The organism is Acinetobacter sp. AS5 (genome assembly GCF_048957595.1).
In the GTDB taxonomy this organism is placed as follows: domain Bacteria; phylum Pseudomonadota; class Gammaproteobacteria; order Pseudomonadales; family Moraxellaceae; genus Acinetobacter.
The window spans coordinates 36,738-57,785 of the sequence record NZ_JARDAL010000024.1 but is presented as its reverse complement, the minus strand read 5'-3'; the positions used below and the strand labels follow the sequence as shown (position 1 = coordinate 57,785).

Genomic DNA, 21,048 nt, shown 5'->3' with positions numbered 1-21,048 from the left:
CTGCAATAACCGGGTAATTTGACGGGTGGAAAGATTCAGGATTTCAGCAGCACGGACCTGGGTAATACGATGATCTCTAACGTCTTGCAGAACTGCAAGACGTTGAATTTCTTTATCAGACATAGTGATCAGCATCTATATTTATATCCAGTCCATGATGGTGAAAACCATCATAAACTAGACATTTTTATTGGTGAGAATATAGACACTTTAAATGGGTTCTAACATACTAATTTCGTATAACCGCCATTATGTTAAATGGAATATAAAAAACAGTTGACATAAATACATTGTGTGCAATTATATTGCACACAATGTATTTATTTAAAGGTAATCAAAATGAGTAATCTTTATTCTACCCAGGTTAAAGCAATCGGTGGACGTTCAGGAAATATTCGTAGTGAAGATGGTATCTTAGAACTAAAATTGGCTTTGCCAAAAGAATTAGGTGGTAAAGGTGATGCAACGAATCCTGAACAATTATTTGCAGCTGGCTATGCTGCATGCTTTGGAAATGCAGTGATCCATGTAACTCGTAGCAATAAAGAATATAAAATCCGTGATAACGATGTAGAGGTCCTGAGTACTGTTGGAATGGTTGCTAATGGCAATGGTGGATTTGCCTTGACAGTACACTTAGATGTCACGCTTTCAGGTATTTCACAAGCTGAGGCAGAGAAAATCGTGGAACAAACGCATCAAGTATGTCCTTATTCCAATGCTATTCGAGGTAATATACAGGTGTCTACCACTGTCTATACCAAATAAAAAGCTATGTCCAAGAATCAGCTTTGCTTAGATGAGCAACTATGTTTTCCTATTTATGCTGCATCTAATTTAATCGTAAAAGCTTATCGCCCTTTTCTTACACCTCTCGGACTCACTTATCCTCAATATTTAGTGATGTTGGTTTTGTGGGAAAAAGAATGTGTAAGTGTGGGTGATCTTGGACAAATTTTACATCTTGATAGTGGAACATTAACCCCACTATTAAAAAGAATGGAGACATCTGGTCTAATTAATCGATCACGTGATCCTAATGATGAAAGACGAGTTTTTATTTCATTAAAAGATAAAGGGCGAGACTTATCTGCTGAAGCAGAAAAGATTCCTAAAGAGCTTACCAAGAACATTGAGTTTGATAACTTAAATCAATTACGAGATGAATTAAAAGTATTAGTTAATCTATTATCAGAAAGAATTTGAGACCTCTTAATATCTGATAATGGAAGCCTGTTTACTTTCAAGAATCAATTAGTTTTTCTAAAATTAACATAATACACCTTATACGAAATGTGTTATAATTATCTATAGAAATCAATGCTGTAGTTTCTATTTTATAGCCCGAACATCCCTGTTCGGGCTTTTTTTATGATTTTTCATGTTCCACGCTTACTATTTGATCAATGTTCCACAACTTTCATTAGTTCCACTGCTTAATCGAAATTAATTGACTAATTACTTTTTCAATCTCTGATGAATAAGAAAAAACTCTTTATTCAGATGTGTATATTTAGAGTATACCCCAAAGTAACACTTTAAAAGTTCGTAAAAACTTGTATCATTTAAATGATTTTTAATCATAAGTAACATGTAACATTGATATTAAAGGTTTATAATTTACGAAATTGTTCATTTTTATCCAATTGGGGCATGAAAGAGTGAAAGGTCAAAAAGTAGGGTATGTCCGGGTCAGTTCAGTCGAGCAAAATACTGGACGTCAACTTGAGGGAATTGAAGTTGACCGGATTTTTGTTGACCGTGCTTCTGGTAAAAATACCGACCGACCAAAATTTCAAGAGATGATGAACTATGTTCGGGAAGGGGACAGGGTGATTGTACATTCCATGGATCGTTTTGCACGAAGCCTAAAAGATTTGGTCACTGAAGTAGATAAATTGGTTAAACGAGGGATCGCTATCCAGTTTGTAAAAGAAAATATTACATTCACTGCCCAAGCCACCCCGATGGATAATTTGATGCTGCAATTGATGGGTGCTTTTGCACAGTTCGAACGTGAGATCATTCTAGAGAGGCAAAAAGAAGGAATTAAACTAGCCTCTGCTCAAGGAAAGTACAAAGGCCGGGTACATAAATTGAATCCTGACCAGGCTGAAGCTTTACGACAAGCATGGAAGGAAGGGAAGTACCCTTCAAAAATGGCATTAGGTCAGGCATTTGGAATTAGTCGCCAAGCGGTATACCGCTATTTAAAAGCCAGTGAATAACTCAATTGAAATTGGCGACTATATTTAATTTATAAATATTTTACAAATATATGATTTTAAATAAAAAATATAAATTATAGAAGACCGGAAAACAAACAACTATACTTAAAATAAAATTAATTGTAATATTCTTTACATATAAAGTAGAGTTTATTACATGAAAATTTCAATTCTAATTTCTAGCCTCTCATCACAAAGTGCCACTGTCAGAATGAGAATCTGGCGCTCCATAAAAAGTTGTGGTGCAGTAATGCTTAGGGATGGCGTTTACTTACTACCATTCAAATACAGTTCAAAATTCGACACAATTATTGAAGAGCACATCACGGCTGATGGCAGTGCATATGTTTTCCATGCAGATTGCCCAGAAAATCTAAATTTAATACAATTGTTTGATCGTAAATTTGAATACGATGAATTTTTAGTTCAGCTTAAAGCATTAGAAAAAAATCTTGATGTAAATCAAAAAAATGAACATTTAAAAACTATTAGAAAATTGAGAAAAAGTTTAACTGCGCTTATCGAAATTGACTTCTTTCCAAATGAGCTTCAACACACTGCTCTCAACAATTTAAGCAGATTAGAACTAAAGATTGCACATTTAGGTGAAATTGATGAACCGAATGTGCAACACGATCAAATTCAAACCTTATCTAAGCACACATTCCAAAATAAAGTCTGGGTTACACGCAAACGTCCCTGGATAGATCGCTTAGCTTGTGCTTGGCTCATTCAGAAATTTATTGATCATAACCCTACATTTCTTTGGCTAAATAATATTAATGACTGTCCTCCTGAAGCGATCGGTTTCGACTTTGATGGGGCTACCTTTACCCACATCAATGATTTAGTTTCATTCGAGGTTCTATTACACAGCTTTAACCTAGAAACACCCGCATTAAAAAAAGTTGCAGAAATCGTACATTACTTAGATATAGGAGGCAATGAACCACCTGAAGCTATTGGCTTTGAGAAAATTATGCAAGGTTTAAGATCCAGCATTCAGGATGACGATCAGCTTGTACAGCTTTCAAATCAAATCTTTGATGGTCTGTTTACTAATTTCAGTGGTGAAAAAACATGAATAAACTTGAAGATAATGTAGTAGAAATCACTACTGAAATTAGCTTTAAAGAAGCAATTCTGTTTTGGTTGAAATTAGGATTTATAAGTTTTGGTGGTCCGGCTGGACAAATTGCTGTGATGCATCAGGAGCTCGTAGAAGAAAAGAAATGGATTTCTGAAAAGCGTTTTATGCATGCTTTAAATTACTGCATGTTATTACCTGGCCCTGAAGCCCAACAATTAGCCACATATATTGGCTGGCTAATGCATAAAACTAAAGGGGGGTTAATTGCTGGCATTCTTTTTGTCTTACCCTCTCTATTTATTTTAATCGCTTTGTCTTGGATCTATGTCAAATTTGCCGATGTTCCTATCATTTCTGGGTTGTTTTACGGCATCAAGCCTGCTGTAACAGCTATTGTCTTCCATGCGACCTACCGTATTGGGAGTAAATCTCTTAAAAATAGATTTCTTTGGTTGATTGCCCTTTTTGCATTTATCGCCATTTTTGTATTTAACGCTCCATTCCCTTTAATTGTTTTACTGGCAGCTTTAACTGGCTATTTCACTAGTAAAAAATATCCTGAATTTTTTTCCAGTAATGTGCATCAATCGAATGGTAAATCATATGGTAAAGCTATTATTGATGATGATACGCCTACGCCTGAACATGCGCTATTTAAGTGGTCACGCCTTGCTAAAATTATTACTATTGCTACCTTTTTATGGTTCATTCCATTATTAAGTTTGTTCTATATCTTTGGATGGGATCATGCATATACCCAAATGGCATGGTTCTTTACTAAAGCTGCATTAATGACCTTTGGTGGAGCCTATGCTGTTTTACCCTATGTTTATCAAGGTGCAGTAAATTACTATCACTGGTTAAGTCCGACACAAATGATTGATGGTTTGGCATTAGGTGAAAGCACCCCCGGTCCATTAATTATGGTGGTAGCTTTTGTTGGGTTCATTGGTGCCTATAGTAATGATTTACTAGGGGTAGATTACCAATTTATTGCTGGGGCTTTAGGAGCAATCATCGTTACTTGGTTCACCTTCATTTTTTCATTCTTGTTTATTTTAGCAGGGGCTCCAATTATAGAATCTACCCACAACCAAATTAAGTTTACAGCCCCACTGGCTGCTATTACAGCTGCGGTAGTAGGTGTAATACTAAATCTGGCTTTGTTCTTTGCTTATCACGTACTGTGGCCAAAAGGCTTTGATGGACAATTTGACTACATAGCCGCAGTGATTACCTTAGCAGCATGTATCGCATTATTTAAATTTAATCAAAGCGTATTGAGAGTTATTGGCGTAGCCGCTATTTTAGGACTGATTATTAAATTCAGTTTGTAATACATAGATGAGCAGGTCTAATGACCTGCTCATCTAGTGAGAATATTTAAACCGCAGCGAGAAGATCAGATTTGTAATGAATCTCTACAGATATATGAACGATTTCTTCATGTATAGAGAGTGCTTTTCGAACATCATTTGCTGTTAAATTAACATTGTGCAATTCTAGAGAAAGAATGCATGAAAATTTACCTTTACCTACTTTCCATACATGGAGATCAGTAATCGTAATTTGGCTATCTAATTCTTCAATAACTTCTTGAATCTCTATTACTATGGGATGTTCCATTTCTGCATCCAGAAGAGTTTTACCTGTTTCTTTGATCAATCCCCAAGACCATTGTGCTACAAGCAATGCACCTACGATACCGAGCACTGCATCTAAAAAATCCCATCCAAAATACTTCCCCGCGAAAAGTGCAATAATCGCTAATACAGAAGTTACCGCATCTGCTACTACATGAAGAAAAGCTGCTTTCTGGTTTAAGTCATGGTCCTCATGATCATGTTCAGCATGAGAGTGATGATGATCGTGGTGGTGACCATCTTCACGTAGTAACCAGGCACAAAGAAAATTAACTAGCAAGCCGACAATCGCAATTGAAATTGCTTCATTGTAGTGAATATTCACAGGATTGAATAAACGTTCTATAGATTGAACACCCATGAATACAGCAACAACCATCAATAAAATGGCACTCGAATATCCAGCTAAGATTTCTATTTTCCATGTACCAAAACAAAATCTCTGATCACGAGCATATTTTCTAGCCATTTTATAAGCAAAATAAGCTAAGCCTAATGCCAACATATGAGAACTCATATGCCATCCATCAGCCAATAAAGCCATGGAATTAAAGAACCAGCCTCCAAAAATTTCAAATACCATCATTACACCTGTAAGAATGGTTGCGATCAAAATTTTCTTTTGAGCCAAAGGATTTCCTTGGTCAAATTGATGAGAATGGTTACTTTTAACATTAGTTAGATATTGCATTTTATTGCACCACAATTAATACTCCCCCATAGTATATTTTTTTTAGGTTGAATAGTATGTCTCACTTAAATCAAAACAAAAAAATTTTAAATCGGATTAGACGAATCCAAGGTCAAACCAATTCTCTTGAACAGAATCTTTTAAAGCCTGAAAATTCTTGTATTGAGGTATTACAGCAAGTTGCAGCGATTAAAGGCGCAATCAATGGTTTGATGAATGAACTTATAGAACAGCATTTACGTGAACATGTTTTGGCCAATCAACATGAACATGTCAATGAAGATGAATTACAGGAGTTTTTAAAATTAATAAAACGCTATTTATAAGACACAAGCCTTAGCACTTCTTTTTGAAGTGCTAAGGCTGATCAAATTTTTAATGACAATGATAATCACCAGTTTTACTATTGGTATGACAGCCTTGAGAGTTAGTACCACCAGAGTGTGCGCTAACTATTGTGGTCAATGATGTTAATAAGCAAAGTATTAAGATCTTTTTCATTAGTATTATCCCCGTTAAATGACTTAAAATTAGAATTTAAATTGTACACAATTTAACCAAGATAAAAAGTTAAATAGCAAAAATATTATAATAAATGAGATAAATGACGAAATACCGCCCACCTTTAGCTATCGTAACTATAATTAAAAACCGAATAAATTTTTCCTTCAAAATTCCACTGACCAATGTTGCTGGATCACCAACGATAGGAACCCAGCTCAATAATAAAGTCCATGATCCATATTTTGCATATAGTGCTTGAGCATGAATAATCTGTTCCCTTTTTACAGGAAACCAACTCTTATCCTTATGCATTTCAATTTTTAAACCTAACCACCAATTTACACATGAACCTAGAACATTACCAAAGGTAGCGACCATTAATAGAAAGCCCACTGAATATGTTTTCATAGAAAACAGTCCGACTAGGACTGCTTCTGACTGTAAAGGTAGCAAAGTCGCTGCACCAAATGCACTCAGAAATAAACCGATATAAACCAACATTTTCTAATTAAATAAATTGATTAAGTACGATAACGGGCCGAACGTGCATGGGCATCTAAATTTTCCTGTTGAGCGAGAATGTCAGCGACGTGTGCCAGTGGTTTAACACCTTGCTCAGAACACATGATCAAACTGGATCTCTTTTGAAAATCATATACTCCCAAAGGTGATGAAAACCGTGCAGTTCCTGAAGTCGGCAAAACATGGTTCGGTCCAGCGCAGTAATCACCAACGGCTTCGACAGTATACTTTCCAATGAAAATAGCCCCCGCATGACGAATACCCGTCGTCATATCTTGCGCAATTTGTTGCTCAACACAGAGCTGGAGATGCTCAGGAGCAATTCGATTAATCACATCAATGCCCTCTGCTCGATCCCGAACAAGAATCATTGCTCCACGATTATTAATCGATTCTCGTGCGATATCTCCTCTAGGCAGTACTTCTAAATGCTGATGTAAAGCAGTATGAACCTGTTGCAATACCTGTTCATCATCAGTAATAAAAATGGCCTGTGCTACAGGATCATGCTCTGCTTGGGATAGCAAATCCATGGCAAGCCATTCTGGATTACAGTCCGATTCAGCATAAACCGCAATTTCAGAGGGTCCTGCAATCATATCTATCCCCACCTGCCCAAATACAGCTCGTTTTGCAGCAGCTACATATTTATTGCCCGGCCCGGTAATTTTATCTACACGAGGAATACTTTCAGTGCCATACGCTAGAGCCGCTACGGCTTGTGCACCGCCTATAGTAAAGACCTGATCAACACCTGCAAGATAGGCCGCCGCCAATACCAATTGATTCAGTTTTCTTTTAGGTGCAGGTACAACCATAATGATTTCACTAACACCAGCAACCATTGCAGGAATCGCATTCATCAGCACTGATGAAGGATATGATGCTAAACCTCCGGGTACATAAATCCCAACACGATCTAAAGGAGTCACCTTTTGTCCCAAGGTATTACCAAATTGATCTTCAATCGTCCAACCTGACTGTAGTTGTGCTTCATGAAATTTTCTAATGCGTTGAGCAGCAAATTCCAACGCATTTTTGACCTCATCCCCCAATTCATCAAATGCATTTTTTAGCATCTCTGGTGACAAAACCAGTTCTGAAAACTCAAGTGCCGGATGCTGATCAAATTGCTGCGTATATTTTAATAACTGATCATCACCTCCCACTCGGACTGCCTGGATAATCTGATCTACGGTAGTGACCAATTGAGCATCGGTAACGGTTTCAAAACTGAGTAATTCTGAAAGTGAATTTTCGAAACTTTGATCTGTTGATTTTAAAATTTTCATCACTGTATCTCTCTAACAGGAGCATATTTGAGTACTTGAACTAGAATGCAAAATAAGAATTGTATTTTTTATTCAAAGCACATTTTCTATCTTTTAATCTATTCAATAAGCTTAGCTTATTTCGGCCAATGCTGATGGTAATGATCGACCATGAATTCATGTTCATGTTTACCATCCTTATTATGTTCGAGGAGATGTGCATGATCTGGTGGTAAATCTGCATGATGATGTTCTTTCACCTCATCATCTCTTGCTGACCAAAGTAAGCTTGCTGCAATGAATGCAAGAACAGCAATAATGGCCATTGGAATAAAGGTAAATAATGTTCCAAAGTTGGTACTGAGCCAGCCCACCAAAGGATAGGTAATCAGCCAGCAAGCATGAGAAAATGCAAATTGAGCTGCGAATAATGCAGTGCGGTTTTCACTGTCTGCAGATTTACGAATTAAACGTCCTGTCGGTGTTTGTGCAACTGAATAGCCAATACCTAAAATAAACCACAGCACCAATAAGTTATTAAAATTGCCAATGAAATAGCCCATAAATAAGCCAATCACAAGGATAGCAGTACCTGCAAGCATTACTTTGCGGTCTGCAAATTTATCTATAATTTGGGGTAGGATGAAAGCTGAAAGCATTGAACCCAAGCCAAACAAACCAAATGCTAATGTAGTTGCATGTTCTGTTAATTTAAAAGTGGATTGTACCAATACCACAGTATTTACAATGACCAGCGCGCTTGCTGATGCAATAGCAAGATTGAGTGCCAAGAGAGCTTTCAAGCGTGGGGTATTTAAATAAATTTTTGCCCCTTGCTTAATACGGTAATACACGCCTTTAAATTCAGGAACTTTAGCCCTAGGAAGTTTGGCACTCACGACAAATAATGCTGAACCAATAAATCCAATTACAGTTCCTAAGAATAAATTGTGATAACTGATGTAGGTCAATAAAAATGCAGCCAGCATTGGGCTAATAATATTTTCTAAATCATAAGCTAAGCGAGATAATGACAAGGCATTGGTATATTCTTTTTCTTCTGGCAGTACATCAGGAATCATGGCTTGAAAAGTCGGGGTAAATGCTGCTGAAGCTGATTGCAAAATAAAAATAAGCACATAAATTTGCCAAATTTGCGTCACGAAAGGTAAACACAATGCTGTACAAGCCCGAATAATATCCAGAGTAACAAGTACTTTTTTACGTGGCAAACGTTCTGCAAAAGCAGATGCAATTGGTGCAACTCCAATATAGGCAATCATCTTAATGGCTAAGGCGATGCCTAAAACCTCTGCGGCTTGACCTTTGGCAATATCATAGGCTTGTAATGCAAGTGCAATCGTAATCAACCCTGTACCAACAAGTGCGATCACTTGGGCCAAGAACAAATGTCTATAGGTTGTGTTTTTTAATACTTCAAGCATTTTAGAGACTCCTTATTCAGAACCTAACCATTTATGCCAATTAAGATCTCCTTGGACTAGTCCAAGGAGATTATTTCAAACTTAAAAAACTTTTTTCATCTCGCTAAACTGACCTTCAACATTCAGTGTTACCGTCACGTTCTGCTCTGTACGATTGCGCCAGAACCAACCATGAGAGCCATCAAATGCTGCTGTTAAAGTACCTTGTTGTGCTGTTTCATTACGACCTTTTCCATAACCATGGTAAAAATCTTTAGGTGCATTTACAGGATCACCGTGAGAATCGTAATTCAAGCCACCACCATTAGTTTTCCAATCAAAATTCACGCTGGCACCTTCAGGCATTTTTACTTTGACTTCAGTTGCTTGACCAGGTTTAAGTTCAATACTAATTGAGTCTTTCATAATTCCGGGCATAACCGCTGTCTGAGCAACAATATCTTCTTCAACTGGACTTACCACTTGAGCATTAGAATCTACAGTTCCATCAGTTGATGAGCTTTCTGTCACACCCATACCATTTTCAGACTCTTCTGCAAGTGACTGCTTAATCTCACCCATATTGGTTAAACCAAGTACTTTACCTATACCGGTAGGATCAATGGCATATTCTGCTGGCATTACACAGGTCACGAGAACCACGACTGCGCTCACAGCTGCAATAATGGTAGATTTAATTAACTTTTTAGATGATGGAAGTTCAACATCTTTTGGAATTTCATTGTTATACATTGCTTAAAACCTTTTATTGAGTGAAGTATCCAGTGAGCTGAAGACCCACCAATAGAAAACCAAGGAACATGAGAAATACGTTACTCTGATATGCCGTTTTGAAGAAAAAAGAGGTCTTTCTCCACATGGTCATTAACAATAAAATGATACAGAGCGCCATAAATTGACCTAATTCAACACCAATGTTGAATGAGATTAAGTTGGCTAATAACCCATCTTCAGGCACTTCATATTCTTGAATTTTCACGGCCAAACCAAAACCATGGATCAAACCAAAGATTAGCGTCGCAATCTTTGTATTCGGTTGAAAACCAAACCAGCGCTGGTATGCACCAAGGTTATCCAAAGCCTTGTAAACAATAGAAAAACCAATAATGGCATCAATAATGTAAGCATTCATCGAAATGTTGTAATACACACCAACCAGCATGGTGATTGAATGCCCAATGGCAAACAGGCTGACATACAGGCCAATATCCTTCATTCGATAAAGGAAAAAGATAATCCCAACCAAAAAAAGTAAATGGTCATAGCCAGTCACCATGTGTTTAGCGCCCAAGTAAATAAATGGAATCACATGGACACCATATATTTCTTGGATATAGCCCTTATCCCCTTCGGCAACACCATGTGCCAATAAGACAGGACTGAATAAAATCAAACTCAATACCACAAATAGTTTCAAGCCGATTTTGTTCTTCACATATTGTGAAAAATAATTCGTCATCAATTTAAACTCCAAAAAAAATAAAAGAATCGAAAAAACCTTTAATGTTTTTGGTGGTTTAAAAATTCGACTGGCCATCAAAAAGATATAACGCTGAATACGATCGCGTATTTTCCCTGTAGAAAGCAGCAATATTAGTGCAAGAAGTTTTATAGCAGCATATCCCACGACATGCTCATAGAGGTTATCGGTATGCATATGCATTTGCACAGATTCATGCTGATGTGCATGAGCTACATCAAGATTTGAATAATGTTCAATTACACTTATTTCTGAAGCATGCTGATTAAAATGCAAGCACAGCACGAGACTCAAAATACAGGCCAGCCAGATTTTGACAATTTTCAGATTTTGATCTCGCACTATACTCATCATGGGTCTATTCCTGAAAACGATTATTCTGAATATGGAATAGGTTGAGTAGGTTCTTTTGGTCTTCGCTTTTGATTAAACCAGACATAAAGTGTTGGCAGAATAATCAAGGTTAATAAGGTCGAAGATATAATCCCACCGATGACCACAGTAGCGATTGGACGCTGAACTTCTGAGCCAATCCCGACGTTTAAAGCCATTGGGATAAAGCCTAGAGATGCAACTAAAGCTGTAATTAAGACTGGACGTAATCGCTCCAATGCCCCTGTTTTAACTGCAGAGATAAGTTCTTGACCTTGTTCAAGTCGTCTTTGAATGGCTGAAACCAGAACCAACCCATTTAAAACAGCGACCCCTGACAACGCAATAAAACCAACTACAGCAGAGATCGATAAAGGAATATCGCGCAATGCAAGTGCAATCACACCGCCTGTCAATGAAAATGGAACACCTGTAAATACCAATACACTATTACGAATGTTACCAAGTGCCATGTAAATCATTACAAAAATCATCAGTAATGCGATTGGCACGACAATCATTAGGCGATTGGTTGCAGACTCCATTTGTTCAAACGTACCCCCCCATGAAAGCCAATAACCTTCTGGCAGCTTGAAACCTTCATCAATCTTTGCTTGTGCTTCAGCAATGTAGCTACCAATGTCAGTACCACGGACATTGGCTGTGATTACAATTCGACGCTTACCATTCTCACGAGAGATTTGGTTTGGACCTTGAATGGTCTTTAGTTCAATCAGTTCAGATAGCAATACGCTGGTTCCATTTGGCAAATTCATCGGCACTTGGTATAGCTTTTCTAAATCTGTTACTGAACTTTCATCCATCCGTACAACAATATCGAATTTTTTATCACCCTCAAAAACAAGACCTGCTGTCTGTCCAGTAATTAGACTCGCAACTTGGTTTTGAACATCTTCAGCATCTAATCCATAATTCGCAATCATGTCTCGTTTTAATTCAACTGAGACCATAGGCAAACCTGTCATCTGCTCAACTTTGAGATCAGCAGTACCATTAACGCCTTCTAAAATTTCAGCAACTTCTTCACCTAATTCAAGGAGCTGATCAAGATCATCACCAGAAATTTTGACAGCCACATCCGTACGCACACCTGAGATTAGCTCGTTAAAACGCATCTGAATCGGTTGAGTAAATTCATAGTTATTACCGTAAACAGCTTTGGATACACGCTCAATTTCGGCAACGACTTCTGATTTCTCTTTATCAGGATCAGGCCATTGATCTCGAGGTTTTAGAATAACGAAATTATCTGCCACGTTTGGTGGAACTGGATCTGTTGCAATTTCAGCCGTACCAACTTTGGCAAAAATAGTTTTAACCTCAGGAATTTCCTTAATTTCTTTTTCAAGTGCATACTGCATTTCAATCGCTTGAGTTAAAGAAGTACCAGGAATACGTAGGGCATGTAACGCAACATCACCTTCATCTAAAGATGGAATAAATTCAGAACCTAAGCGTGTCGATAAACTTGCACTAAAAACAAAGAAGATAGCGACAAAAGCAATCAGCTTATAGCGGTGATTTAAAGACCAATCAAGGATTGGGTTATAGAAGTTTTTGATCCAGTGTACAATTTTGGATTCCTCATCTTTCACTTTACCTGAAGTCACCAAAGCAACCATAGCTGGTACAAATGTGATTGAAAGAATCATAGCAGCCAAGAGCGCCATTACCACAGTCAACGCCATAGGGGTAAACATCTTACCTTCAACACCAGACAGCGTCATGATCGGCAAATACACCATGATAATGATCAGTTGACCGTACAAAATTGCTTTGCGTGATTCACGTGTAGCTTCGAACACTGTGGCAAAGCGTTCTTGACGCGTTAGAACTCGACCCAACTCTTTTTGTTTTAGCGCAAGTTTCGCCAATGATGCTTCAACAATAACAACTGCACCATCTACAATAATACCGAAGTCCAAAGCCCCCAAGCTCATCAAGTTGGCACTGATCTTTTGGTTTACCATCCCTGTAATAGTCATGAGCATAGACAACGGAATAACCATGGCAGTAATTAATGCAGCACGGAAATGTCCAAGGAAAATAAACAGGACTACGATAACGAGAATTGCACCTTCTAGAAGGTTCTTTTTCACTGTTTCAATGGTGGCATCAACCAGAGTAGTACGGTTATAAACAGCAGATGCTTCTACACCTTCTGGTAGTGATTTTTGGACTTCTTTTAACTTTTCATCAACAGCATGTGCAACATTTCTCGAGTTTTCACCAATAAGCATAAAGGCTGTGCCAAGCACAACTTCTTGACCATCTTTAGTTGCTGCACCAGTACGAAGTTCATGACCAATCGAAATTTCAGCAACATCACTCAAGCGTAGGATATAACCATTACTTGTAGTTACTGGGATATTCTTAATTTGCTCGATAGAATTGATTTGCGAGTCTGAACGAATTAAATACTGTTCACCATTTTTTTCGATATAGCCTGAACCTTTGTTTGAGCTATTCTTAGAAATCGCTTCCACAATATCTTGCTGATCTAAACCAATGCTACGGATATAAGCATAGTTAGGGCGCACGACAAATTGCTTAAGATATCCACCAATGGTGTTGATTTCATTGACACCTTCGACATTTCGTAATTGTGGTTTAATCACCCAATCTTGAAGAGTACGAAGTTCTGTTGGCGATAAAGGATTTGGACTATCTTTACTGTTTTCCACGGTATACATGAAAATTTCGCCAAGACCTGTAGACACAGGACCCATCGATGTAGAAATACCACCCGGTAAACTTGCAGTTACACCTTGTAGTTTTTCATTCACCAATTGGCGTGCAAAATAAATATCAGTGCCTTCATCAAAGATTGCAGTAACTTGCGATAAACCATATCGAGACACTGAACGCGTGTAATCAAGATTTGGAATACCAGCCAAGGCTGTCTCAATTGGATAAGTTACTTGAGTTTCCATCTCAAGTGGAGATAACCCTTTTGCCTCACTGTTAATCTGAACCTGAACATTGGTAATATCAGGTACGGCATCAATAGGCAGTTTAAAGTAGTTATAAACGCCTAATGCACCAATCAACAAGAAGGTCAAAAGTACAAACCATCGACTTCTTATCGAGAATTTTACAATTTGATCAAACATAGTCGCTCCCCTTATCAGTGATCATGAGAAGCGCCAGATTTACCTAGCTCAGCTTTTAGTAAATAAGAATTGCCTGCTGCATAAAGTTGTCCAGGTTTTAAACCTGATTTCACCTCGATGAAACCATTAAATTTATCCCCCAACTCTAGTGGACGAGCTTCGAAATCATTCCCTACACGAATAAACACCACATCCCAATCCCGGAAGTTCTGTAAAGCATCTTCACGAATCACCATGGCTTTCATACTTTCTTTTTCAAAAATATGAGCGCTAATCAACTGACCTGAACGCCATTTAAACTGATTCGGAATTTCGACAAAGATTTGTGCAGTACGAGTTTTAGGATCAATAACATCACTAATATATTTAATACGTCCTAGCGCTTCTTCCGTATTCGGTGCTTCAGCTTTTACTGTTACTTTGTTATTTGGGTTTATCAAATTCAGTTTATCTGCTGGCACATTGACAACAGCCAAAAGCTGAGATGTATTGGCTATCTTGAAAAGTGGTGTTGATGGGTTCACATTTGCCCCCACAGCTCCAAGAACTTCTAGGACTGTACCCGACATAGCAGCACGTACTTCAATCGTACCGTTTCCTGCCCCGCCATAAGAACGAATTAAACTGTTTTGTTCATTCACACGGACAAGTGCATCATCGTATTCACGCTTCGCATTGATATAGTCAACTTCTGGTGAAACACGTTTTTGCCACAAGCTTCGCTCCTGCTCCATTTTTTTTCGGGCAAATTGTAAATTATCTTGCGCAATTTTTTGTTCTGCAGAGATACGAATCAGTTCCTGACTTTGCACCACTGCTAGCAAATCACCTTGATTGACTTTATCTCCAATCGAGCGATAGGTTTTCAGCAATGTGCCACTTGCCTTTGGTGTCACAAGGCTTTCAAAATTATCTGGAAACTTCAATTCACCTTTAAGCTCCAACGCAGTTTCAAATTGCATCGGCTGAACCTTCAGCACCTCTAATCCACTGCTTTTTAAGCTTGAGTCTGGCATCGTGACACGGCCTTCTTTGGTATCCCATTTCCAGCTATGTTTTTTGCCTTGATAACTCACATTAACGACCATTAGAAATGAATGTGGTTCATAGACAATTTCATTGCCAATCAAGTAATCACCTTCCGGTGTAAAACTGATGTTTTGCTCGGCATCTAAACGTTTAATATAAATATTGGCTTGGAGCTCAGATGGCTTTAATGGTTCATCCTTGAAATAACCATACACACGCAAGTGAGGCTCTACACCTTCTTCAAAAATTTTCACCTCTGCCGCAAAATCACCATCACGGTATAAGCGACCGCCATGAGGCCCTTTTTCATCTCCAGGAACTGCCACTTTTTCTTCGACAGCCTCCCCATGCCCAGATGTCACAGGCTTGTTTGATGTTTTGTACCAAGCGATCGCACAAAGCACGACCAGTAATGCAATTGCCCCTGAAGCGATCAATGTATTCTTAGGCTGATTCATTGTATTTCCCCTTATTCCTTCGCCAAGTCAGTGACATAATTGCGTTCAACTTCGGCAATTTCATTTTGCAAAGCCAACCACAGGTCATAACGTGCCAAATGCTTATCCAGCCAAATTTGTTTAATGCTATTAAATTCAAGCAGTGAAATTTTCCCTGCCTGATAACCCATTTCAGCAATACGAAGACTTTCATTGGTCGCAGGAAGCAAGGTTTTGTCATACTGATGTATGGCATCAATCAGATTTGAAATCTGAATTTGTTTATTTTCTAATTCAATTTTTGTGTTTCGTGCAGTGAGTACTGAACGTGTCTCCGCATAATTTTGCTCTGCTTGAGCAATAGCGATTTTGCCGTTATTACGGTTAAACACGGGAAGTGGTATGGACGTTGATACTAGAAATACCTTGTCATTGGTTTCTTGATAGTTACGAACGCCAACACCTACCGTGATATCAGGTACAGCTTCTTTTTTTGCTAACTCAAATTGAGATTTTGCAAGCTGACTTTTTAAACTTGCTTCACGCTCGCTTAAACTGGTTTTGTCAGAAAAGTTAATTGTTAAAGGAACTTCAACGGCTTGGCTAGGTAAATCTGGGATGAATTTAGAACATAAATTTTTTTGATACTGAATCTTTTTTAGCTCATTGGAATGACGCAATTTAGACTCAGAAGACAATGCTGCACTGAGTTGAACTTCGGATGGAATGACTCGGCCGAATTTCAATTTTTCATTCAATACATTTGCTTGACGTGCATTGAGTTTGCTTTCTGTCGCATATATCTGCGCACGTTGCGATGCGACAAACCAATTTGACATGCAAATGCGTAAATCAGCTTTTAAGGCAGCCTGTCGTTTTACAATTTCGTATTCGTTGGTAGTGCCTTGAAGACCTGCAACCTGCTGACGTAATGCACGTTTGTTATTGAGTGGAATCTCTTGAGATAAGCCAATCATGGTTGAAGGACCATCTAATTCCTTCAACTTGGAATTTCCAAGATTATCCAATTCGGCATTGAATATTGGATTATTCAATTTGCCAGCAAACTTTTGATTCACGTCAAAAGCAGTTTGGGAATTTTGCAAACTCTTTAATATAGAGTCATTTGCAATGACCTGTTGTTGAAGCTGTGCATAATTTGACGCTGAATTTGCGTATATCGATGCTACTGCTAGACCACAGGCTATAAAAAGCTGTGTTTTTTTAGACATAATTCTACCTATACAAAAAAATGAAAATTATTTTTTGTATAGGAAAATCAATTTCTAAGGACGATTAATGACTTTGAATATGTGTAAGAATTACATAAAAAACCTAGTCTCTTTCTGACATCAAATATTCGAATCAAACGTTCAAAATAATGCAGGAAAAACAGGATAAGAGGTAGCAGAAAGCTAATGAGGAAAACAGGATCTATAGAGACCTGATCAACTGCTTGAATCGGTTTTACCGTATGATGAAATTGCGGTTCATCATAACTTTTCCAGCTGTGATTTTTTGTATCTTCTTGCGCTATAGCTGGCTGTTCATCAACATGGGCTAATGACCATTGGCTAGAGTCTGCAGCAGTATCGGCTGAAATAACCACTTCATGATGATGATCGAGATTTTTAACCAAAACTGGCGCCCAAGTGTAAATCCCCGTCGTTGTTATAGCAAACAAAAACAGGACAAACACAAGAATAAGTTTTGAAAACTTATTATTTGGCATACGAAAAAATCATCTCAAGATTCGCAAAAAGCATACTGAATAGAACTTTAAAAGTAAATCTTTCCGTAAGAAAAAAATTTAATTGTATTCTTTTTACAAAGAAATAAGAGTAAAAAATTGAATTTTATAATTTTTATGGCACTGTTGCAAATAACCACGAATGGTAAGCTGAAGACTGTTTTAGCTAAAGTTTCAGTGTATGAATCCCTTCTATGGTCGGCATTTTCAGGGCGGAATCATTCTTTGGGCTGTGCGCTGGTATTGTAAATATGGCATTAGCGATCGTGAACTTCAGGAAATGTTAGCTGAGTTCAGAATTTTTCCGAGTGTACTAGCTCCCATTTTTAGTCTTTAATACGCTTTTTTGCTTCGTCATAAACTATGCTGTCAGCTCGTTTTCCAACAGTGATAAGTAGGATAACTACTTGATCATCTTTGACTTGATAAACTAATCGAACTCCAGCCTTTAATAATTTAATTTTGTAGCAGCCTACAAGATCGCCTCTAAGCATATTCTTTGGAATATGGGGCTGCTCTATGACTTTGGCTAGTTTCTTTTTAAATTGATCTCGTATAGCGCTAGGGAGTTTTTCCCATTCTGCTGTAAAGTAATAATGTGATTTATGTATGCGTGACTTGAGATCTGGAGCTTATAGCAATGAGGGTAATTGAGTTCGTCATTATACTTAATTACGAATAAATTGCTGCTCTGAGAGCGATATTCAATATCTTATAAATCGATGATGACTACTTAAAATCTTATTAACTCACATAGTGGACTACCACCACTCTCCTAGACTAGATCATGAGTTATACGATTTACTCATTTCTTAAGAAGATTCTTTTAAAATTTTCTCATTTTTATTTCCTCGGTAATTTTTATCATCCAGTACATAAGTGCAAAGAATGGAATAAGTAAGATTAAAAGATAAAGGATACTAAAATTCAGAAATTATCTGGCAAAAGATAAGGCAGTTAGTGAGACTAATAATCCGCAGATCGTATAGACAATTTTATTGCATTTGTTAATTAACTCGACAATAGAAAGATCCTGATTTTTCATTCCATGATCCTTAGTAGCTTGAGCAATACTGCATTTCTCTATAACCATGAAGCATATTCACCAGAACCATTAATTGGTTAAGGTATGTGCAAGGCAATCCATTTAATTCAGGGAATTTTTCCCACATTAAATATTTATCTTTGTAGAGAAAGCTATTTCTCTTAAATTTTTCTTGGCTAGATAATTCAATTTTCATTTGTTCAAGCTGCTTAAAATGCTCAACCACATCGTCTGGAATCGGCATATTGAGAGCTACACTCTTACCATTTAACCAATATTGGATTGGTCGGACGTTAATAGATTCATTAAAGCCTATAGCTTTGAAATAATCCCTTACTGCTTCAGCATTATAGAACCCCAATGATTCAACTAGCAGTTTAAAATCTGCATTTGTCATTATTTACCGTCCTTAATCAGATTAAATTTGATTATATAGTCCACAGGTGGACAATACAAGCGATATCCAAAGTTTAACCTTCTATTGGTTTAGTAGATCATGGACTGCCAATGTTATTGTCTGGTCCATAATCTCTAAAACGTCTAATCCCGATGCTTGGACAATTGCTGCAAGCTGCAGCTATTGTCCAGGCATCTATTCTACCTATCTATTGGAGATCCATAGCAGACATATCAGAGCAAAGTGTCTACTTTGCGAACTGACGCAATCAGTTAAATTTCCCCTTCCCTGATTACCGTTAATTTTCCAGTGAGCTTTAAAAAGCTGTGCTTTTTAAATAGCGACCGCAGAAAATGAACTACTCCCATTTGATCTATTAGCGAGATATAAAAAAACATCCGTAATGGGTGTTTTCGTGGCCTAGATTATCGAGATATATCTTTATTTTTATTTCTCTCTTGAGTTTTAACTTGTGGCTGCTGTACTGGCTGCTGTTTTGGAGCATTGGCATCATAAGCCGTTAATTTTGGCTGATGAAATTTCTGATTTTGAATATCGGCATTATGTTGAATCTGAAGCTTAGTTTTATCATTTTTGGTTAAAGCTTTTTCAGTTGTTTCTTTCAATTTACTCAAGCTTTGAGCTTCCCACTTCCCTTTATTTGCCAATGTTTGAACTCTTGCGCCTGTTGGCAGTCCAGTTTTAGGATCAATTTCTTTAGTATTCACTTCGACTTTGTTAGACCCTTTATAGGTCAGGACAATATCATCATTCTTAATGATATTTTGTTCTTTCAAAGTACGTTCCAGATCCTTCGCCCAGATTGTACTTTTTTCACCTTTACTATTTTCAATAGTGGCGTAGTAGCTACTGTTATTTTTAGGATCATGCTTATAAGGTGCTTCACCATGATCTACCAATTTTCCAACGTGCATTTTTTTCTGATTAAGCTGTTCAACCGCAACGTCTATACTGGCTGTGCGCTGCTTTTCTGTGAAACCGTCAGCTTTCATTTTTTTATCAAAAACTGTCAGTAAAGCTTTTTCCTGTTCTGACAGGTTATTAATTTTTTCCTTCCGTTCCTGTGCAGGATCTACTTTATCCTTCTCATTTAAAGGCTTCTCTTTCTGGCGTTCATTACCCTTTTCAATAGTATTGTGAACTACCTCTTTACCTTGTTCTTTTTTCATATCATTGAGCAAGGCTAGATCAATATCACGAGGTTCATAACCCTTTACTGTCATGCCCTTCATTGAAGCTTCCAGCCATACATTCCGTTTAAATTCTTCAGAGCCTTTAACCTGTATTGTTTCCCATTTTTTAGCTTTTGCTACCTCCACCATTGAAGCAGCAATATGTTTATCATCAATTGTGGTTTTTAAAGCTTTTCCAGAATCTTCAAAAGCTACTTTTTCAGGATTACTTTTAAAGTGATATTTGTCATCTACCACATAATATTTATTGAGCAATGCTTTAGGTATGCCTTCTTCACTAGATTCTTTACTGTCATCAGCTTTTAGCTTTTTGGTATCAGTTACCTTAGTTTCTTCAGGATCTTGATTAATACCTTTTGTACTTTTTGAAATATCTATATTTTCAGCTTTTTCAATCGAATTGACTTCAGCTTGATTTGTTTCTAACGTCTGGCCAAGTTTGGTATAGCCTGTTTGTTCTTTATTAAAACTAGGTTTATCGACCTTGTTTGCTTCAGTCATGATCAAGTCCTTATTGATTAGAAATATTTTGGCGACGTGCTGCTTCGTCAATAATCATTTTGGTTTGAATATATTTGTCTGTTAGAAGTTCAATTTTTCTTTCAGTTTCAGTGCTTAAATCTTTATTTTGCTGATATACAGCTATGCTTTGCATATAGTTTTTTACAGTGTCAGGCTGATTAACCGCTTTAGATGAAAAGCCATTAGGACTGGTCACGGCTTTATTTGAAGTACAGCCCACAACTGAAAAAGATAGGGCAAGGCTGATTAATGTAAGAGAGATTTTTTTCATGAT

21 protein-coding genes and 2 pseudogenes are annotated in these 21,048 nt (G+C 37.4%); 7 read left to right on the top strand and 16 right to left on the bottom strand.

The window, feature by feature from the left end; translation table 11 throughout:
* A pseudogene (locus PV763_RS09480) lies at window positions 1-135 on the bottom strand (helix-turn-helix domain-containing protein); the annotation flags it as partial.
* 204 nt (window positions 136-339) lie between these two features.
* Here PV763_RS09480 and PV763_RS09475 point away from each other — a divergent pair.
* From PV763_RS09475 to chrA, 5 genes are all read left to right on the top strand, one after another.
* Window positions 340-768: an organic hydroperoxide resistance protein gene (locus PV763_RS09475; protein WP_004282100.1), complete on the top strand. Its 429-nt coding sequence runs from the start codon at window positions 340-342 to the stop codon at window positions 766-768.
* Window positions 769-774: 6 nt separating this feature from the next.
* Complete coding sequence (locus PV763_RS09470; RefSeq protein WP_004282098.1) at window positions 775-1,206, top strand: MarR family winged helix-turn-helix transcriptional regulator; 432 nt, start codon at window positions 775-777, stop codon at window positions 1,204-1,206.
* Window positions 1,207-1,661: 455 nt separating this feature from the next.
* Window positions 1,662-2,228, top strand: a complete 567-nt coding sequence (locus PV763_RS09465; RefSeq protein WP_420937751.1) for a recombinase family protein — start codon at window positions 1,662-1,664, stop codon at window positions 2,226-2,228.
* 157 nt (window positions 2,229-2,385) lie between these two features.
* Window positions 2,386-3,312 (top strand): chromate resistance protein ChrB domain-containing protein, encoded by a 927-nt coding sequence (locus tag PV763_RS09460; protein WP_420937750.1) that lies wholly within the window; start codon window positions 2,386-2,388, stop codon window positions 3,310-3,312.
* A complete protein-coding gene (chrA, locus tag PV763_RS09455; RefSeq protein ID WP_420937749.1) occupies window positions 3,309-4,655 on the top strand; it encodes a chromate efflux transporter in 1,347 nt (448 codons plus the stop codon). The genes PV763_RS09460 and chrA overlap by 4 nt, the downstream gene beginning before the upstream one ends.
* Window positions 4,656-4,701: 46 nt before the next feature.
* On the opposite strand, the gene dmeF is transcribed toward chrA, so the two are convergent.
* A complete protein-coding gene (gene dmeF, locus PV763_RS09450) occupies window positions 4,702-5,652 on the bottom strand; it encodes a CDF family Co(II)/Ni(II) efflux transporter DmeF (RefSeq protein WP_420937748.1) in 951 nt (316 codons plus the stop codon).
* A 56-nt stretch (window positions 5,653-5,708) separates the two neighbouring features.
* On the opposite strand from dmeF, the gene PV763_RS09445 reads away from it, so the two are divergent.
* Window positions 5,709-5,978: a metal/formaldehyde-sensitive transcriptional repressor gene (locus tag PV763_RS09445; protein ID WP_420937747.1), complete on the top strand. Its 270-nt coding sequence runs from the start codon at window positions 5,709-5,711 to the stop codon at window positions 5,976-5,978.
* A gap of 49 nt (window positions 5,979-6,027) precedes the next feature.
* Here PV763_RS09445 and PV763_RS09440 read toward each other — a convergent pair whose 3' ends face one another.
* The 10 genes from PV763_RS09440 to PV763_RS09395 form a co-directional block, all read right to left on the bottom strand.
* The gene (locus PV763_RS09440; protein ID WP_155757095.1) at window positions 6,028-6,153 is read right to left on the bottom strand and encodes a YHYH domain-containing protein; all 126 of its coding nucleotides are present in this window, start codon (window positions 6,151-6,153) and stop codon (window positions 6,028-6,030) included.
* Between the two features lie 69 nt (window positions 6,154-6,222).
* Window positions 6,223-6,657, bottom strand: a complete 435-nt coding sequence (locus tag PV763_RS09435; protein WP_213686871.1) for a YqaA family protein — start codon at window positions 6,655-6,657, stop codon at window positions 6,223-6,225.
* A gap of 20 nt (window positions 6,658-6,677) precedes the next feature.
* Window positions 6,678-7,970, bottom strand: coding sequence for a histidinol dehydrogenase (hisD, locus tag PV763_RS09430; protein WP_420937746.1), 1,293 nt, complete (start codon window positions 7,968-7,970; stop codon window positions 6,678-6,680).
* 116 nt (window positions 7,971-8,086) lie between these two features.
* Window positions 8,087-9,394, bottom strand: a complete 1,308-nt coding sequence (locus tag PV763_RS09425) for an MFS transporter (RefSeq protein WP_213686869.1) — start codon at window positions 9,392-9,394, stop codon at window positions 8,087-8,089.
* An 81-nt stretch (window positions 9,395-9,475) separates the two neighbouring features.
* Window positions 9,476-10,126, bottom strand: a complete 651-nt coding sequence (locus PV763_RS09420; RefSeq protein WP_016658593.1) for a hypothetical protein — start codon at window positions 10,124-10,126, stop codon at window positions 9,476-9,478.
* Window positions 10,127-10,139: 13 nt separating this feature from the next.
* Complete coding sequence (locus PV763_RS09415) at window positions 10,140-10,853, bottom strand: HupE/UreJ family protein (protein WP_035363463.1); 714 nt, start codon at window positions 10,851-10,853, stop codon at window positions 10,140-10,142.
* 395 nt (window positions 10,854-11,248) lie between these two features.
* Complete coding sequence (locus tag PV763_RS09410) at window positions 11,249-14,380, bottom strand: efflux RND transporter permease subunit (protein WP_016658591.1); 3,132 nt, start codon at window positions 14,378-14,380, stop codon at window positions 11,249-11,251.
* Window positions 14,381-14,394: 14 nt separating this feature from the next.
* Window positions 14,395-15,867, bottom strand: a complete 1,473-nt coding sequence (locus PV763_RS09405) for an efflux RND transporter periplasmic adaptor subunit (RefSeq protein WP_420937745.1) — start codon at window positions 15,865-15,867, stop codon at window positions 14,395-14,397.
* Window positions 15,868-15,878: 11 nt separating this feature from the next.
* On the bottom strand, window positions 15,879-17,078 hold the full coding sequence (locus PV763_RS09400) for a TolC family protein (protein WP_420937744.1): 1,200 nt from the start codon (window positions 17,076-17,078) through the stop codon (window positions 15,879-15,881).
* Window positions 17,079-17,125: 47 nt separating this feature from the next.
* Window positions 17,126-17,578: a hypothetical protein gene (locus PV763_RS09395; RefSeq protein WP_420937743.1), complete on the bottom strand. Its 453-nt coding sequence runs from the start codon at window positions 17,576-17,578 to the stop codon at window positions 17,126-17,128.
* A 199-nt stretch (window positions 17,579-17,777) separates the two neighbouring features.
* On the opposite strand from PV763_RS09395, the pseudogene PV763_RS09390 reads away from it, so the two are divergent.
* Window positions 17,778-17,888: pseudogene (locus PV763_RS09390) on the top strand (IS6 family transposase); the annotation flags it as partial.
* A 34-nt stretch (window positions 17,889-17,922) separates the two neighbouring features.
* Here PV763_RS09390 and PV763_RS09385 read toward each other — a convergent pair.
* The 4 genes from PV763_RS09385 to PV763_RS09370 all read right to left on the bottom strand — a co-directional run bounded on the left by PV763_RS09385 (window position 17,923) and on the right by PV763_RS09370 (window position 21,045).
* Window positions 17,923-18,207, bottom strand: coding sequence for a type II toxin-antitoxin system RelE family toxin (locus PV763_RS09385; protein WP_420937753.1), 285 nt, complete (start codon window positions 18,205-18,207; stop codon window positions 17,923-17,925).
* Window positions 18,208-18,651: 444 nt separating this feature from the next.
* Window positions 18,652-19,038: a hypothetical protein gene (locus PV763_RS09380; protein ID WP_420198173.1), complete on the bottom strand. Its 387-nt coding sequence runs from the start codon at window positions 19,036-19,038 to the stop codon at window positions 18,652-18,654.
* A 425-nt stretch (window positions 19,039-19,463) separates the two neighbouring features.
* Window positions 19,464-20,753 (bottom strand): LPD7 domain-containing protein, encoded by a 1,290-nt coding sequence (locus PV763_RS09375; protein WP_420937742.1) that lies wholly within the window; start codon window positions 20,751-20,753, stop codon window positions 19,464-19,466.
* 10 nt (window positions 20,754-20,763) lie between these two features.
* Window positions 20,764-21,045 carry a hypothetical protein gene (locus PV763_RS09370; protein ID WP_420937741.1) on the bottom strand — a complete coding sequence of 94 codons (282 nt, stop codon included), beginning with the start codon at window positions 21,043-21,045 and terminating at the stop codon, window positions 20,764-20,766.
* Window positions 21,046-21,048 lie beyond the last annotated feature (3 nt).

Coding starts and splice junctions, on each gene's coding strand:
- PV763_RS09475 (WP_004282100.1), top strand. CDS start 340: ATGAGTAATCTTTATTCTACCCAGGTTAAAGCAATCGGTGGACGTTCA.
- PV763_RS09470 (WP_004282098.1), top strand. CDS start 775: ATGTCCAAGAATCAGCTTTGCTTAGATGAGCAACTATGTTTTCCTATT.
- PV763_RS09460 (WP_420937750.1), top strand. CDS start 2,386: ATGAAAATTTCAATTCTAATTTCTAGCCTCTCATCACAAAGTGCCACT.
- chrA (WP_420937749.1), top strand. CDS start 3,309: ATGAATAAACTTGAAGATAATGTAGTAGAAATCACTACTGAAATTAGC.
- dmeF (WP_420937748.1), bottom strand. CDS start 5,652: ATGCAATATCTAACTAATGTTAAAAGTAACCATTCTCATCAATTTGAC.
- PV763_RS09445 (WP_420937747.1), top strand. CDS start 5,709: ATGTCTCACTTAAATCAAAACAAAAAAATTTTAAATCGGATTAGACGA.
- PV763_RS09440 (WP_155757095.1), bottom strand. CDS start 6,153: ATGAAAAAGATCTTAATACTTTGCTTATTAACATCATTGACCACAATA.
- PV763_RS09435 (WP_213686871.1), bottom strand. CDS start 6,657: ATGTTGGTTTATATCGGTTTATTTCTGAGTGCATTTGGTGCAGCGACT.
- hisD (WP_420937746.1), bottom strand. CDS start 7,970: ATGAAAATTTTAAAATCAACAGATCAAAGTTTCGAAAATTCACTTTCA.
- PV763_RS09425 (WP_213686869.1), bottom strand. CDS start 9,394: ATGCTTGAAGTATTAAAAAACACAACCTATAGACATTTGTTCTTGGCC.
- PV763_RS09420 (WP_016658593.1), bottom strand. CDS start 10,126: ATGTATAACAATGAAATTCCAAAAGATGTTGAACTTCCATCATCTAAA.
- PV763_RS09415 (WP_035363463.1), bottom strand. CDS start 10,853: ATGACGAATTATTTTTCACAATATGTGAAGAACAAAATCGGCTTGAAA.
- PV763_RS09410 (WP_016658591.1), bottom strand. CDS start 14,380: ATGTTTGATCAAATTGTAAAATTCTCGATAAGAAGTCGATGGTTTGTA.
- PV763_RS09405 (WP_420937745.1), bottom strand. CDS start 15,867: ATGAATCAGCCTAAGAATACATTGATCGCTTCAGGGGCAATTGCATTA.
- PV763_RS09400 (WP_420937744.1), bottom strand. CDS start 17,078: ATGTCTAAAAAAACACAGCTTTTTATAGCCTGTGGTCTAGCAGTAGCA.
- PV763_RS09395 (WP_420937743.1), bottom strand. CDS start 17,578: ATGCCAAATAATAAGTTTTCAAAACTTATTCTTGTGTTTGTCCTGTTT.
- PV763_RS09380 (WP_420198173.1), bottom strand. CDS start 19,038: ATGACAAATGCAGATTTTAAACTGCTAGTTGAATCATTGGGGTTCTAT.
- PV763_RS09375 (WP_420937742.1), bottom strand. CDS start 20,753: ATGACTGAAGCAAACAAGGTCGATAAACCTAGTTTTAATAAAGAACAA.
- PV763_RS09370 (WP_420937741.1), bottom strand. CDS start 21,045: ATGAAAAAAATCTCTCTTACATTAATCAGCCTTGCCCTATCTTTTTCA.